Here is a 15,705-nt window from a genome sequence, read left to right as displayed (position 1 = left end):
AGGGTAGCACGAATGCGGCGCTGCGGCGAGAGGCGGCTGGTCCGGACGCCGGGGCGGGGCCTGTCGCGGCGCGCGCCCGGCGGGCGGCACAGGGGGAACCGCCGGCGCTGACCGCTCCCGGCCGGTCCGTGACGGCGTTACTTGAACTTGTCGGCGAGCCGCTGCAGCGCGCTGCGGGTGTCCTCGGGGCTCTCGGGCTTGGGGGCCGACTTCGCCGCAGGAGAGGCCGACGTCGAGGATGGGGCCTCGGCCCGGGATGCGCTTGCCTGCGCCGATGTCCCGGCGGGTCCACTATCCCGAGGCTTGGCCGCCGCGGGCTTGCTGCCGCCGGAGGAGCGCGGCGGGGCCACGCGCAGGGCCACGGCGTTCAGGAACTTGGCCCCGTCGCCCTTCGCCAGCGCGCCCGCCCCGTCCGAGATGCCGCGCAGCACGTCGTCCAGCCAGCCCTGTTCCTGCTTGGCGAAATCCGACAGCACGTAGCCCGCGACCCGGTCCTTGTGGCCCGGATGCCCGATCCCGAGGCGCACGCGGGGATACTCCGCCCCGATATGCTGGTGGATCGAGCGCAGCCCGTTGTGGCCCGCGTGGCCGCCGCCCTGCTTGACCCGCACCTTGCCGGGGGCAAGGTCGAGTTCGTCGTGGAAGACGGTCACATCGGCCGGGGTGAGCTTGTAGAAGCGCATCGCCTCGCCCACCGACTGGCCCGAGAGGTTCATGAAGGTGGTCGGTTTGAGCAGCAGCACCTTCTCGCCGTCGAGGGTGCCCTCGCAGATCTCGCCCTGAAAGCGCGCGCGCCACGGGCTGAACCCATGGTCCGACGCGATCTGGTCCAGCGCCATGAAACCGATGTTGTGGCGGTTGCCCGCATATTTCGCGCCCGGATTGCCGAGCCCCACGAAGAGCTGCATCTCGCCCCCGTCTTAAAGGAATGTCAGGAGGGGATGTAAACCGCCGGGGGCGTGGTGGCAAATGCCGTGGCGCCTTCGGATGCCCTGCGTCCGGGGTGGGGTGAGTCCCATTTGCCCCACCGGCGGCAAAAATGTCGGGGCCGTCTTTCCAAGAGGCCTCCGTACTCCCCATTCTGGGGGGAGGGCGGCTCAGACCGCCGGTGATCTCGAGGCAAAGGACGACACTGTGATCGTTGCGGATTCGATCGGCTTTGCGGCCACTCATACCATTTGCGGTATCCTGTCGGAGCTTCCGGGCTTCGACGTCTCGCACGGATCCCAGAATTTCGAGACCAAGGCCCCCATCGGCCCGGATGGCCAATCTCCGGCGGCCTTTACCCGCAGCATGGCCGCCGCCGCCGCGGCCGGTCGACACCCGGTTGCCGTTCATACCAACTTCCCGCCGAAGGCGATGCAGGCGGCCTGCGTGGGCGAGGGGATCACCTATCGGCTTCTGGTGCGCGATCCGCAGGCCCAGATCGAAAGCTGCTATGCTTGGATCGCCAAGAAGGTGCTGGACGGCGATGCGCCCGGTTTCCTCGGCGCGCTGAAGGTCAGCCTCGCGCCGCTTCAGGGGGCGCAGATCGCGGCCAGCCTGCCCAACGTGCTCTATGCCTTTGCGCTGCAGCATGTCTGCGGCTTCAACCTGATGGGGCTGCAGACCGGGGCGGAGGTGCTGCGGATGGAGGACCTTCTGAGTGAGGAGGCGGCCTTCCGCGCGGCCTTCGAGGTGCCCGCCGATTGCGCGATCCCGCATTTCGAAGGCGAGGAGAAACGCCTCGCCTCGCATCGCAGCAGGAGCCAGCTCGAGGCCCTCGGCGCGCCGGAACGCGAAGTGATCCTCGACCGGCTGAAGGCGAGCGCGGGCGGGATCAGCCTGCCTGTGAGCGAGATGACGAAGCGTCTCGGCTACGCCTGACGCGCCGGTCGCGGTCTCCCGGCGCGAAAGCCCTGGCACGCGAAACCCGACACGCGAAACCTGACACGAGACCCCGTGAAACGCGAAACGCCCGGTCCGAGGACCGGGCGTTGCTCTGTCTGCCTGTGGCAGGATGCGGTCGGGCGGGCTTCAGTCGGCCTGGCGGCCTTCCGTGTCGCCCATGTCGAAGCCGAGGTACTTGGCCACGGTGAAGATGTCCTTGTCGCCCCGGCCACACATGTTCATGACGATGATGTGGTCCTTGGGCAGATCGGGCGCGATCTTGGTCACATGGGCAAGCGCGTGGCAGGGCTCCAGCGCGGGAATGATGCCCTCGGTCTCGCAGCTCAGCTGGAAGGCGGCGAGCGCCTCCTTGTCGGTGACCGAGACGTATTCCGCACGCCCGATGTCATGCAGCCAGGCGTGCTCCGGGCCGATGCCCGGGTAGTCGAGGCCCGCGGAGATCGAGAAGCCTTCGAGGATCTGGCCGTCGTCGTCCTGCAGCAGGTAGGTCCGGTTGCCATGCAGCACGCCGGGCCGCCCGCCGGTGAGCGAGGCGCAGTGCTCCATCTTCTCGTCCACGCCCTTGCCGCCGGCTTCGACGCCTATGATGTTCACCGAAGGGTCGTCGAGGAAGGGGTAGAAGAGGCCCATGGCGTTCGAGCCGCCGCCGATGGCCGCGATGATCGTGTCGGGCAGGCGGCCTTCGCCTTCCTGCTCGGGCAGCTGCCAGCGGACTTCCTTGCCGATGATCGACTGGAAGTCACGCACCATCGCCGGGTAGGGGTGCGGGCCGGCCACGGTGCCGATGCAGTAGAAGGTGTCGCGCACGTTGGTGACCCAGTCGCGCAGCGCGTCGTTCATGGCGTCTTTCAGCGTGCCACGGCCGGAGGTGACGGGGATCACCTCGGCGCCCAGCAGGCGCATGCGGAAGACGTTGGGCGCCTGACGCTGGACGTCATGGGCGCCCATGTAGACGACGCACTTCAGGCCGAACTTGGCGCAGACGGTGGCGGTGGCCACGCCGTGCTGGCCGGCACCGGTTTCCGCGATGATCCGGGTCTTGCCCATGCGGCGGGCGAGGATGATCTGGCCCAGCACGTTGTTGATCTTGTGCGCGCCGGTGTGGTTCAGCTCGTCGCGCTTGAAGTAGATCTTGGCGCCGCCCAGACGTTCGGTCAGGCGCGAGGCGTAGTAGAGCGGGCTGGGCCGGCCGACGTAGTGTTTCCACAGGTCGTCCATCTCGGCCCAGAAGGTCGCGTCGGTCTTGGCCTTCTCGTACTCGGCCTCGAGGTCGAGGATCAGCGGCATCAGCGTCTCGGAGACGAAACGTCCGCCGAAGAGGCCGAAGCGGCCGTTCTCGTCCGGGCCGGTCATGAAGGAATTGGGTTGATCGTTCGCCATCGCGCACCCCCTCTCGTGGTCTCGGGACTGCATAAGTGGCGGGAGGGGCAATTTCCAGCGGATTCGCCGGAAAGCGTCGGAAGGGGGAGGGGGCTGGCCGGAAAATTCGAATTTTCCGGTCCGTTTTCTTCGAAGAAAACGGGCAGGGCGGCGAGGTTGCTGTGGACCAGAGGCCGGGGGCCCGGGCCGCGCGGCGCCGGGCAGAGGGGCAGACCTGCACTCGCACCGGGTGAGGAAGACTTTTCGAAAAGTCTTCCCAAAATTCTTCGAAGAATTTTGGCCGCTCAGACGAGGCGGGGCGGGGCCTTGTCCTCGGCGCGCGCGGCGCGGGCGAAGGCGGCGATCTGCGCGGCATCCTTCACGCCGGGCGCGCTTTCCACGCCGGAGGACACGTCGACCTGCCGCGCGCCGGTCAGGCGCACCGCCTCGGCCACGTTTTCGGGCGTCAGGCCGCCGGCCAGCATCCAGGGCCTGGTCCAGTACTTGCGCCCCTGCAGCAGGCGCCAGTCGAAGGCCAGTCCGTTGCCGCCGGGCAGGGTGGCGTCCTTGGGCGGCTTGGCGTCGATCAGCAGCTGGTCCGCCACCTGGGCGTAGAGATCGATCGCGGGCAGGTCGGCGGCATCGCGGATGCCCACGGCCTTCATCACTGGCAGGCCGGTGCGGGCGCGGACTTCCGTGACACGCTCGGGGCTTTCCTGACCGTGGAGCTGGATCATGTCGAGCGGCACGGTCCCGGTGATCGCGTCGAGCAGGGCGTTGTCGGGGTTCACCACGAGGGCGACCTTGGCCAGCCCCGGCGGCGTGTCGATGGCCAGCATCCGCGCGGTCTCGATCGAGATGTTGCGGGGCGATTTCGGGAAGAAGACGAAGCCGCCATAGACGGCGCCGGCCGCGGCGGTGGCCGCGACGTCCTCGGGGCGGCTGAGGCCGCAGATCTTCACGCGAATGTCCATGGCTGAGGGTGTAGGGCGGACGGGCCCGAAAGGGAAGGTGCCTGTGGCGGGGCGGGGGTGAGTATTTGGGGAAAGATGAAGGCGGGCGGGAGCAGCCGGGCAGTGGGCATGGAAAAGGGGGCCGTGGGCCCCCTCTGGTCGTCGATCTGGCGCTGGCTCAGTTGTCGAGCAGGGCCAGCACCTCGTCCTTGCCCTGGTGCTTCTCGCCCTTGAGGCGCTTCACCTCGCGTTCGAGCTTGCCCACTTCCTTCTGCTTGCGGTTCACCTCGGCGCGGTGCTTGTGCTCGCGCAGCCACTCCCAGATGAAGCCGATCAGCAGGCCCGCGAGAATGCCGGCGAAGATGATCAGGAAGAGCGGCAGGTCGATCGTCGGATTCTGACCGGCGATCCGCGCCAGCCCCTCGGGCAGGAGCTGCAGCGTCACGATCTGGCGGTTTGCCAGGGCGACGGACACCAGGACCACCGCGAGGATGGCGAGGAAGGCGTAGCGGATATAGCGCATGGTGGTGTGTTTACTCTCCGTTCAGGCGGTCGCGCAGCAGCTTGCCGGTCTTGAAGAAGGGCACATGCTTCTCCTCCACTTCGACCGCCTCGCCGGTGCGCGGGTTGCGACCGGTGCGCGCGTCGCGTTTCTTGACCGAGAAGGCCCCGAAGCCGCGCAGCTCGACCCGGTCGCCCCGGGTCAGCGCATCGGTGATCTCTTCGAATATAGTGTTCACGATCTTCTCGACATCCCGCTGATAGAGATGCGGGTTCTCGTCAGCAAGTTTCTGGATCAGTTCGGAACGTATCATCCTGGTACTCTCCCCCGGCCGCCTTTGAAAAATGCACAACCTTGTCAGGGGACTATAGGTAGTTTGGTTACATTCCGAAACAGAAAGGCTTGGGCGGGGGCGGAAAATGACCGGTCGAAATGGGGTCAAACGGGCGTTTCGTGGCGGAAGACGGGGCGCAGGGGTGAAGGGACAGCCCTGTCCGCTGCCTGCGGGCCCCTGCCCGTCGAAAACGACGCCCCCCGATTCGAGGTGCGGCGCAGGTGCTTGGCACGCATGGAAAAACGGCCCCGCCGGTGGGCGGGGCCGTTCGAATTGGCTCTGGCGGACCGGAGGCCGGTCCGGGGCGGTGGATTACTCGTCGCCCTTGAGGGCTGCGCCCAGGATGTCGCCGAGCGATGCACCGGAGTCCGAGGAGCCGTACTGTTCCACGGCTTCTTTCTCTTCGGCAATCTCGCGGGCCTTGATCGACAGGCCGAGGCGACGGGTCTTGCTGTCCACGTTGGTGACGCGCACGTCGACCTTGTCACCGACCGAGAAACGCTCGGGGCGCTGGTCGGCACGGTCGCGGGCCAGGTCGGAGCGGCGGATGAAGGACTTCATGCCTTCGTATTCCACTTCGATGCCACCGTCTTCGATCGCGGTCACTTCGACGGTCACGATCGAGCCGCGCTTCACGCCGCCAACCGCTTCCGCGAACTTGTCGCCGCCGACGTTCTTGATGGAGAGCGAGATGCGCTCCTTCTCGATGTCGACTTCGGAGACCACGGCCTGAACCATGTCGCCCTTGCGGTAGTTCTGGATCGCGTCTTCACCGCGCTGATCCCAGGAGAGATCGGAGAGGTGAACCATGCCGTCGATCTCGCCGGGCAGGCCAACGAACAGACCGAATTCGGTGATGTTCTTGACTTCGCCTTCCACGACGGTGCCTTCGGGGTGGGTTTCCGCGAAGACTTCCCACGGGTTGCGCATGGTCTGCTTGAGACCCAGCGACACGCGGCGCTTGGCCTGGTCGATTTCCAGGACCATGACGTCGACTTCCTGCGAGGTCGAGACGATCTTGCCGGGGTGCACGTTCTTCTTGGTCCAGGACATTTCGGACACGTGAACGAGGCCCTCGACACCCGGCTCCAGCTCCACGAATGCACCGTAGTCGGTGATGTTCGTGACGCGGCCCTTGTGGACCGAGGCCAGCGGGTACTTGGCGGCAACCAGATCCCACGGGTCTTCCTGCAGCTGCTTCATGCCGAGGGAGATACGGTGGGTGTCCTTGTTGATCTTGATGACCTGGACCTTGACGGTCTCGCCGATCGACAGGATCTCGGACGGGTGGTTCACGCGACGCCATGCCATGTCGGTGACGTGCAGCAGGCCGTCCACACCGCCGAGGTCGACGAAGGCGCCGTATTCGGTGATGTTCTTGACCACGCCGTCAACGGCCTGACCTTCTTGCAGGTTCGAGATGACCTCGGCGCGCTGTTCGGCACGCGACTCTTCGAGGATCGCGCGACGCGAGACAACGATGTTGCCGCGACGACGGTCCATCTTGAGGATCTGGAACGGCTGCTTGAGACCCATGAGCGGGCCAGCGTCGCGCACGGGGCGGACATCGACCTGCGAACCGGGGAGGAAGGCAACGGCGCCGCCGAGGTCGACGGTGAAGCCACCCTTGACGCGACCGAAGATCGCACCTTCGACGCGGGCGTCGTCGGCATAGGCCTTCTCGAGGCGATCCCAGGCTTCTTCGCGGCGGGCCATCTCGCGCGAGATGACGGCTTCGCCACGGGCGTTCTCTGCAGCGCGCAGGAACACTTCGACTTCGTCACCGACGGTGATGTCGGGCGCTTCGCCGGGGTTCGCGAATTCTTTCAGATCAACGCGGCCTTCCATCTTGTAGCCGACGTCGATGATGGCCTGGCCCGCTTCGATCGCGAGAACCTTGCCTTTGACAACCGAGCCCTCTTGGGGGGTGTCGATTTCGAGGCTTTCATTAAGGAGGGCCTCGAATTCCTCCATGGACGTGTTCTGAGCCATGTGGTCTCTGTTTTCCTTTTTCATCGTTTTCTGGCCGGGCGGTTGTCTCCGCCGGTCTTGCGGTTTGTTTGGTCAGGGGGATGCGCAAACGAAAGAGGGCCGGTGTAGTTCCGACCCTGCTCGATCTTTCGTCTGCGGTTGGCTCCGCCTTGTCGACGGGGGCGATGTAATCCCTGAGAGGCAATGTGGCAAGGCTTTTCTGGCCCGGCGGGGGGAATGCGCTGACCCGGGGGGAGGCTGTTTCGGGTCCGCAAGACCGGGGTGTGTCGCCGTCCCGGCGGACTGTCCTGCCGGGGCGCGGGGCCGGGTCATGCCGACTCGCATCATCGCCTGCGGGTCGCGCAGCGCGGGCGTTCGGGGCTGTCGCGGGCCGCTTCGGGATCGGCGGATCTGTCGGGACGGTGGTGAGGCAGGGCGCGGTGCGGGCCTGCGTCCGGCACCCGTCGCACGCCCCGCGCGCCCCGGGCCGCGGCGCCGCCCGTCAGACCGCTTCCCGCGACGTACCCCAACCAGCCCCTTGATCCTTCCGGCAAAACCCGGTCTCTTTCCGCAAGGGAAGAGCCGGGGAGGGCCTCCATGCAAGACACACCCAAGCTGGGCCTGCCGGGAATGCAGGCCGTGACCCTGCCCATGCTGGGCGAGGCGCTGCGCCGGGCCTGGTCCGACATGCGCCGCGCGCCGCTTTACGGGCTCTTCTTCGCCTCGGCCTATGTCCTGATCGGCTGGCTGCTGGCGGCGATCACGTGGGGCACCGGGCAGAGCTACTGGCTGATCTTCGCGGCGGTGTCCTTCCCGCTGATCGGGCCCTTCGCCGCGGTGGGGCTCTACGAGGTGTCGCGCCGGCTGGAGCGCGGCCGCCCGCTGGTGCTGCGCGAGATTCTGACCGTCGTCCTGCATCAGAGCCGCCGTCAGCTGCCCTCGATCTGCGCGATCGTGATCTTTCTCTTCCTGTTCTGGTTCTTCCTCGCCCACATGATCTTTGCCCTCTTCCTCGGGCTGTCGACGATGACGAACGTCTCGTCCTCCTACGAGGTCTTCCTGACGGTGAACGGCATGACCATGCTGCTCGTGGGCTCGATCATCGGGGCGGGCTTTGCCTTGCTGCTCTACATGATCACCGTGATCTCGCTCCCGCTGCTGCTGGACCGCGAGGTGGATTTCGTCACCGCGATGATCGTGTCCTTCACCACGGTGACGCTGAACCCGGTGCCGATGCTGGTCTGGGCGGTGTTCATCGCCCTGACCACCTTCGTGGCGCTGCTGCCCGGTTTTCTCGGGCTTTTCATCACGCTGCCCCTGCTGGGCCACGCGACGTGGCATCTCTACGATCAGATCCAGACCGGCGAGGTGTCTTTCAGCCCCCGCGCCCGGGCGGGGGGCTGAAGCCGCGTCACTTGCTGTCGGGCGGGGGCGTCATGCCGCCGCCGGGGCCTCCCGGACCACCGGCCCCACCCGGGGGCGGGGCCATCTGGGCGCTGCGGTCGGCGGTGAAATCGACCGGGATCGTCACGGTGCCCGTCAGACCCTCGCTCATGTCACCGCTCACGGCGAGCGTCTGCTGGGCGATCTCGGCGTCGGAATTGTCGCCGAACACATTGTCCGAGGGGATCGTGATCCGCCCGAGGTTCCGCGTCCCGTTGGAATAGCGCGCATCCGTTTCGTAGACGGCAGCGGCCTCTTCCTCCGGCAGGGCGATCTGGGCGGTCAGGACGGAAGCCTCGCCGCTGACGGCGGCCTCCGCGCTCTCGAAGACCTCGAAGTGGATATGCGGCCAGCGGCCGTCATAGCAGCCCGGGAAGATCGTGGTGAACCGCACCTTGCCCTCGGCATCCGCCATGCCGACGCCGCGCAGGTAGTTCGCATCCGTGGTGTCGTAGAGCGAGTAGAGCCCCGTGGTGTCGCAGTGCCAGACATAGATGGCGTAGCCCTCCAGCGGGGTGCAGCCGTCGGCATTTTGCAATGTCAGTTCGAGATCGAGCTTCAGCCCCTCTGCCACCGGGGTCATCTCGCCGAAGGAGGGGCGCAGGTCCTCGCGGATCACGCCGGCCTGGGTCAGGGCGTTGACGGTCTGGCCGTCCTTCACGTTGGATCCGTCGGCGGGGTAGGGGCCCGCGGTTTCCCACGGCAGGGCCACGCATTGCGCGGCCAGCGCGGGCAGCCCCGAGGCGGAGGCCAGTCCGAGGCCGCCCATGAGGGAGAGCAGCCTGCGGCGTCCGATCATCCGCGGCAGGTCGTGGGCAAATCCGAGGTCATGGTCATGGGGGCGGTGGTCGGAATGGTCGGTCATTCCCGTCTCCTTGCGATCAGCTTGGGTATGAGGGTCTAACGCGCGAGCCCCTTCAATCTGTCGCAAGTTACGTTACGAAATCTGGAAACGGAGCGAAGCCGCCCGTTGCCTGACGTGAAAACGGGGCCTGACATGAAAACGGGGCCGCGCGGGCCCCGTTCTCCTGTGTCTGCTCGGGCGCGTCAGTAGTCGCGCTGGAAGTAGAGGCCGAGGCTGGTGTTGCCCTCCGAGGAGACCGAGCCCTTGGCCGTCAGGTCGTTTGTCACGTCGAGGTTGATCGAGAACTTCGTCTCGCCCGAGCTGATCACCTCCACGTCGGTATAGACGTTCTCGTTGAGGTACTTGCCCGCCCGGACCGAGGTCTCGCCCTCGTTGTTCTGCGAGATGTCCAGATCGTCGACGCCGAGGCCCCGGCGGATATCGCCCGCGATCCCGCCGTCGCCATCGCCGGTCAGCTGGGTGACCGCCGCGGCCATCTGCGCCGCCTGGAAGGCGGAGAGCGAGGCGATGTCGCGCTCGAAGAAGAGCTGCGCCAGAACCTCGTCCTGAGGCAGGTCTGGATCGGATTCGAAGACCACCTCGGGGGCGGAGACCGGCCCCTCGATCACCACGCGGATGGTGTAGTCGCTGGTTTCGTTCTGGGCCACGAAGCGCACCAGCGGGTCGAGCGTGCCTGCCAGTTGCAGCTGGCCCTCGGTCAGGTCGAGCCGCTTGGCAAGGATCGAGAGGCGCCCGCGTTCGAGGTTGAACGTGCCCACCGGCCGGGGATCGGCGGTGGTTCCGCCCACCCGCAGCTTGCCCGACAGCTCCGCATCGAGGCCGCGGCCCCGGATGAAGATCGGCTCGTCCGCGACCACGGCGATGTTGAGGCCGAGGGCGGCGCCGCCACCGCCACCACCGCTGGTGGTGGAGCTGCCATCCTCGTCGATGAGGCCGGCGCGCTTGCGGGTGGTGCGACTGGCCGAGGTCTCGCCCACATGGGTGATGTCGGGGATCGCCTCGACCCCGCCGAGGCCACCTGCCGGCACCCGGATCTCGGTGTCGCTGAGGCCCACGCCGCCGCTGATGCTGCCGCCGCCGGTCAGGCCGCCGCTGATGGTCAGGGTGCTGTTCACGCGGGTCTTCACGATGCCCAGCTGTTCCAGAACGACGTCGCGGATGGCGATGTCGAGCCCGGCATTGAAGGGCGCGCTGAGGCCCACCGGGCCGTCGATCGTGACCTGCCCGCCGCCCACGGTGGCGGTGAGGTCCACGTTCGCCTGCCCGCCGTTGAGCCCGATCCGACCGCCGAGGTCTTCGACCACGATCGAGGCGGAGGGCACCACGACCCGCGAGCCGTTGATGGTGACGGTGCCCGCAAGCGCAGAGAGACCCGGCTGGCCGTTCATGGTCAGGTCGAAGGCGGCATTGCCGGTGATCGACTGCGGAGAGATGAAGCCGTTGGCGAGCGCCAGCGGAGCGGTGCCGTTGATCGTCAGCCCGACGGAGCCGTCGGGGCGCCCCACGGTGCCCGCAACGGTGGCCCCGGCGCTGCCCGGGCCCTGCGTCCGCAGGTTCAGCTGGTAGCCGTCCGAGACCTGCGTCACGTCGCCCGCCACGGTGACCCCGCCGGAGAGCTCCGGCGTGATGCGGCCCACGTTGTCGATGCTGGCTTCCAGCGTCAGCGCGGTGTCGGTGGCGCCGGCCTGTCCGCTGACCCGCGCGTCGATGGCGGTGCCGTCGAAGGTGGCGGTGTCGATCTGGAGCAGCCCCTCGGCGAAACGGGCGCGCAGGGTGATGTCGCTCTGCCCCGTCAGCAGCGGGTCGACCGAGCCGTTGCCGATGCCGTTGCCGATGCCGATGTTGGTGCCGTTGCCATCGAGGCTGATGTCATAGCCGCCGTCGCGTTCCGCGACCGAGCCGGTCAGCTCCAGCGGGCCGGCGGTGCCGCCGGTAAAGACGGCGGTATTGGCCAGACGGGCGTTCAGGTCGATCTGCCGCGCGCCGGAGGTCAGGTCGCCCTCGGCCTCGACCCGCAGCTGCGGGTTGGTGATCAGCGCCTTGTTCAGCGTCAGGACAGAGCCGACCACGGCGTCGATGTCGAGGTCGGTGCGCCCGCGCAGCAGCCCGTCCACGGCCTCGATCCCGGTGCCGATGTCGGTGCCGCCGCCATTGGCAGTGATGCGCCAGTTCTGCCCCGCCTGCCGCGCGGTGGCGGTCAGCTCCAGCGGCCCGGCGGTGCCGCCGGTCAGCAGGGCGGAGTTGCTCAGCCGCAGCCGCGAGGTGACGGCGCGCGCGCCCTCGGTCAGCTCGCCCACGGCGGTGAGGTTCAGCTCCGGTGTGGTGACATGCAGGTCTTCCAGCAGGATCTGCTCTCCGGCGGTCAGGCGCCAGCCCAGATCGGCGCGGCCTGCCAGCAGCAGGTCGGCCTGTTCGATGCCCACCCGCAGGTCGGTGCCGCCGCCCGAGCCCTCAAGCGTCCAGACGTCATCGGCCTGCGTCGCCGTACCGTCGAGGGTCAGCGGACCGCCCTCGGCCCCGGTGAAGATGCCCGAATTCTCCAGCCGCGCGGCATAGACGAAGCGCCCGTCGGTATTGCCGGTCTGGCCCGATGCGGTCAGCGAGATCTCGTCATTGCGGATCTCGAAGGTTTCCAGCGCGATGCCCTCGGCGGTGCGGTTGGCGGCCAGTCGCAGCGTCGCGGGCGGGGCCAGCAGCGGGTCGACCTGCTCGATGCCGAGGGCGAGCCCCTCGGTGGTGCCCGCGGCGCCGAGCGAGAAGGTGCCCGACATCACGTCGGACTTGAAGTTCGCCTGCAGCGCGGCCTGCCCCTGAAGCGCCAGCCCGGTCAGCGGCGCGAAGGCGGACAGGTCACGGGCATCGAGGCGGGCGTCGGCCTCGACGGTGATGCCGGTGGCGGTGTCGTCGTCCGATGCGGCGGCTTCGCCCGGGGTCACGGTGGCGTTCAGCAGCGCGCCATAGGAGGCGCCGTCGATGCGGAACTCGGTCAGGCGCAGCGGCGCGCCCTGCGCCCAGTCGATGCGGCCCGCGCCGGTGATCTCGGAGCCGAGCGCCTGTGCCACGTCTGCGTCGTCGGATTGCAGGCCCTGTGCCGCCAGCGTCATGTCCGCGCCCACGGTCAGCGTGCCCTCGGTTTCGATGGTGCCATCGAGCCCGAGGTCGAGCGCTTCGGCGGCATAGCCGGGCATGGCGAAATTCGCGACCTGCGTGGAAAGGGTGAAGGCCTCACCCGCGTCCGCGTCGAAGGTGGCGGCCAGCGTGGCGCGGTCGAGGGAGATCTCGGTGCCGGGCAGGGTGACGCGGTCGCCGCCGGTGTCCGCGATGTCGCCCGAGAGGTCGAAGCTCTGCGGCTTGCCGTCGGCGCCGATGGCGGCCTCGCCACTCAGGCGCACGCTCGCGCTCGTCAGGTCCAGCTCGCTCAGCGTCAGGGCGCCGTCGCCCGCGCGGGTGCCGTTGACCGTGAGGCCCACGTCCGTGCCGAAGAAGTCGCGGTACTGGGGCAGGAAGAGCGCGGTGATGTCCCCGCCGATATCGGCCCCGAAGTCGAGCCCGTTGGCCCCGTCGCCCTGCAGCGTCACGGCGCCCTGAAGGCGCGGTTCGCCATCGGTCAGCAGGTTGATATCGGCGCGGTAATCGTCGACCGGGCCGGTGCCCGCGACGGTCAGGTTGACCGAGGGCCGCCCCGGCAGGCCCATCAGCCCCGAGATCAGCCCCTCCGCCGGTTCGTCGACCGCGAGGTTCAGCGTGATGTCCTTGCTGTCCGGCGCATAGGCCGCCGCCAGCTCGATGTGGCCCGGGCTGTCCTGCCGGTCGATGTTCAGGGTCACGTCCGCGCCGCCGTCCGCAAGGCTGGCCGCCCCGGTGAGCGAAAGCGTCGCCGCCTCGCCCAGAACCGTCTCGCCCAGCACCACCTCGCGGGCATTGATCTCGCCCACGTTGATCGCCACGGGCAGGTCGGGGATCGAGAAGGGCGTGGCCTCGGCGCTCGGCGCGCTCGGCTCGTCGCTTTGCGGCAGGCGCTCCAGCACGATCCGGTCGGCGGTCAGGGCGTTGACGTTGAGCCGTCCGCGCAGCAGGGCCGCGCGGCTCCAGTCCAGTTCGGCCCCTTCCAGCGTCAGCCAGATGCCCTGATCGTCGGCGATGGTCATCCGCTCCATCGTCGCGGTCGAGGAGAGTGCGCCGCGGAAGCCGGTGATATCCACGTCGCGGCCCGCGCTCGACAGCTTGTCCTGCAGCAGGCGGGTCAGGAAGTTCTCGCCGTCGTCATCCTGCGATTGCGCCGGGATCGGCAGGAAGGTCATCCCGGCAAGAAGGGCGATGGTCAGATAACGGAACGGTTTCAAAACGCCTGTCCAATCCCGACATATAGTTGAACATTATCAATTTTTTCCCCGAGGGGCACGGCCACGTCGAGGCGCACCGGACCGATCGGGGTGAAGTAGCGCGCCCCGACACCGGCGCCCGCGTGCCACTCGCCGTTCTCGAAGGTGGAGGAGCCGGCGATGTAGCCGGCATCCACGAAGCCCACGACGCCGATCGACTTGCCGACATCCGCGCGCACCTCGGTCGACACCCCGAAGAAGGAGCGCCCGCCGACCGTGTCGCCGTTCACCTCGACCCCGAGGGACTGGTAGCCCTGACCGCGCACCGTGTCGCCGCCGCCGGAATAGAACAGGTAGTCCGAGGGCACATCCTCGATGTCCGGCCCGAGGACGCTGCCCAGTTGCAGCCGCCCGGCCAGCACGAATTTCTCGCCGAGGGCGCGGTAGCCGCGCAGGTCGCCCTCGAAGCGGATGCCCGACTTGGAGCCGTTCACGCCGACGAAGGGGGTCAGCTCCGCCTCGGCATAGGCGCCCTTGGTGGGGTTCAGCTCGTTGTCGCGGTTGTTCCACGTCAGGCCCGCGGTGCCGATGACGTGGTAGAACTCGCGCGAGCCGAAGGCGTCGTCGGTCTGGGAATAGCGCACCCCGAAGCCCAGCGTCCCGGTGAGCCGCTCGTTGATGTAGCGCTCCACGCCCACCGCGCCCTCGATGAGGTCGGAGGTGTAGCTCGGCTCGTCCTCGTGTTCGATGTTGGCGCCGTAGTAGAGCGTGTTGTCCGGGTGCAGGAAGGCCGGGCGGGTGAGCAGGGCGGAAAGCTTGTAGTCCATCCCGCCGCCGTTCAGCCCGCCGATGCCCGCGACCTCGCCGTCGATGCGCAGCCGTTCCGCGCCGCCGAAGAGGTTGCGGTGAATCCAGTAGGTCGTGATCGTCAGCCCGTCGTCGGTATCAAGCTCGATCCCCGCGCCGATGCGGCGGCGGCGGGCGTCCTCGACGTCGATGGTGACTTCCTGCGTCTGGTTCGGGCCCACGCCCTCGTCTTCCTGCACGACGACGGAGCGGAACGACCCGGCGCGCTGCAGGCGGCGCTCGGCGGTCTGGACCGCCTCGGGCGAGAAGGTCTCGCCCTCGGGCACGCCGGCGATGGCGAGGATGCGTTCCGGGCGCACGCGGCTCTTGGCGCTGTTGGGCGAAAGGTGCACCTCGCCGAAGGTCAGTTTGGGGCCGGGGCTGATGTTGAAGCGGGCGTCGACCTCCTCGGTCCGGTGATCGGCGGTGATCGACTGGCCGGAGGTCTCGGCCTTGGGATAGCCGCGGTCCCGCCATGCGGTCACGGCGTCCCGCGCGGCGGTGCGCATGATCGGTGTCTGGGCCAGCTTGCCGGGCGCGAAATCCTCGGGCGGGGTGACGCCTTCGGGCAGGGGGGCCACCACGGCCTCGCCGAAGCGGAAGCGCGGGCCGGGATCGACGCTGATCTGGATCGTGTCGACGGCATTTGGTTCGTTCAGCACCGACATGTCCGCGGCTTCGCGCCCGTTGACCCGGATCGAGACCTTGGGCCCATAGTAGGCGTGGGAATAGAGCGAGGCGACCAGCCGTTGGTAATCCGCCTGTGCCGCCGCAAGCAGTTCCTGCGGATCCGTGACCTCGTCCTGCTCCACCGCCTTGACCGCCAGCGAGGCGGAGCGCAGGTCGTCCTTCAGCCAGTCGGCGGCCTCGGGCGCGTCGAGCGTGACCTCGGTCGCCCATGCGGGCAGCGCTGTCAGCACCAGTGTCAGGGCAGCGAGGCGGCCTCGGGCCGGGCGATGGCGTTTGGGCATGGGTCCGGTCGTTTCCACAGTGTCAGGTATTGTTGAAACCCTAACCTGCCCTTTGGGCAAGGACCAGCCGAAGCTCCCGGATGCGGCCAGATTTCGGGCGGAATTCCGCGCTTGCGCGGATCGCGCAAGCCGCCTCTTGGCCGATATCTCGAGCAGTCCTCCGCGCTCTCTGCGGCACCCGCATCCACGGGCCGTTTCCGGTCCGGGTCAGGGGGCTCGCGCCTGATCTCGGCCCGATCCGCGGCGGTC

11 protein-coding genes are annotated in these 15,705 nt (G+C 68.0%); 2 read left to right on the top strand and 9 right to left on the bottom strand.

The window, feature by feature from the left end; translation table 11 throughout:
• Positions 1–137: 137 nt before the first annotated feature.
• Positions 138–908: an aminoacyl-tRNA hydrolase gene (pth, locus tag ACX9MO_RS05070; RefSeq protein ID WP_462213742.1), complete on the bottom strand. Its 771-nt coding sequence runs from the start codon at positions 906–908 to the stop codon at positions 138–140.
• A gap of 226 nt (positions 909–1,134) precedes the next feature.
• Here pth and ACX9MO_RS05065 point away from each other — a divergent pair, with 226 nt between their 5' ends.
• Entirely contained in the window at positions 1,135–1,866 is a 732-nt protein-coding gene (locus ACX9MO_RS05065; protein ID WP_462213741.1) for a hypothetical protein, read from the top strand.
• Between the two features lie 150 nt (positions 1,867–2,016).
• Here the strand turns inward: ACX9MO_RS05065 and trpB are convergent, their stop codons facing one another.
• The 5 genes from trpB to rpsA form a co-directional block, all read right to left on the bottom strand.
• Entirely contained in the window at positions 2,017–3,270 is a 1,254-nt protein-coding gene (gene trpB, locus ACX9MO_RS05060) for a tryptophan synthase subunit beta (RefSeq protein ID WP_224819180.1), read from the bottom strand.
• Positions 3,271–3,554: 284 nt separating this feature from the next.
• A complete protein-coding gene (locus ACX9MO_RS05055; RefSeq protein ID WP_462213740.1) occupies positions 3,555–4,223 on the bottom strand; it encodes a phosphoribosylanthranilate isomerase in 669 nt (222 codons plus the stop codon).
• A gap of 157 nt (positions 4,224–4,380) precedes the next feature.
• A complete protein-coding gene (locus ACX9MO_RS05050; protein ID WP_222491621.1) occupies positions 4,381–4,725 on the bottom strand; it encodes a LapA family protein in 345 nt (114 codons plus the stop codon).
• A 10-nt stretch (positions 4,726–4,735) separates the two neighbouring features.
• Entirely contained in the window at positions 4,736–5,017 is a 282-nt protein-coding gene (ihfB, locus tag ACX9MO_RS05045; protein ID WP_222491623.1) for an integration host factor subunit beta, read from the bottom strand.
• A gap of 333 nt (positions 5,018–5,350) precedes the next feature.
• Positions 5,351–7,030: a 30S ribosomal protein S1 gene (gene rpsA / locus ACX9MO_RS05040; protein WP_462213739.1), complete on the bottom strand. Its 1,680-nt coding sequence runs from the start codon at positions 7,028–7,030 to the stop codon at positions 5,351–5,353.
• A 576-nt stretch (positions 7,031–7,606) separates the two neighbouring features.
• On the opposite strand from rpsA, the gene ACX9MO_RS05035 reads away from it, so the two are divergent.
• Positions 7,607–8,413, top strand: a complete 807-nt coding sequence (locus ACX9MO_RS05035) for a DUF2189 domain-containing protein (RefSeq protein WP_222491627.1) — start codon at positions 7,607–7,609, stop codon at positions 8,411–8,413.
• Between the two features lie 7 nt (positions 8,414–8,420).
• On the opposite strand, the gene ACX9MO_RS05030 is transcribed toward ACX9MO_RS05035, so the two are convergent.
• The 3 genes from ACX9MO_RS05030 to ACX9MO_RS05020 form a co-directional block, all read right to left on the bottom strand.
• Complete coding sequence (locus tag ACX9MO_RS05030; RefSeq protein ID WP_462213738.1) at positions 8,421–9,317, bottom strand: dioxygenase family protein; 897 nt, start codon at positions 9,315–9,317, stop codon at positions 8,421–8,423.
• A gap of 182 nt (positions 9,318–9,499) precedes the next feature.
• Positions 9,500–13,660: a translocation/assembly module TamB domain-containing protein gene (locus ACX9MO_RS05025; protein WP_462213737.1), complete on the bottom strand. Its 4,161-nt coding sequence runs from the start codon at positions 13,658–13,660 to the stop codon at positions 9,500–9,502.
• Entirely contained in the window at positions 13,657–15,456 is a 1,800-nt protein-coding gene (locus ACX9MO_RS05020) for an autotransporter assembly complex protein TamA (protein ID WP_462213736.1), read from the bottom strand. Before ACX9MO_RS05020 ends, ACX9MO_RS05025 begins: the two co-directional genes overlap by 4 nt.
• Positions 15,457–15,705: the final 249 nt, after the last annotated feature.

This window comes from Pseudooceanicola profundus (genome assembly GCF_054919315.1).
The sequence above is the reverse complement of the archived record's forward strand: the minus strand, read 5'-3'. Positions and strand labels throughout refer to the sequence as shown.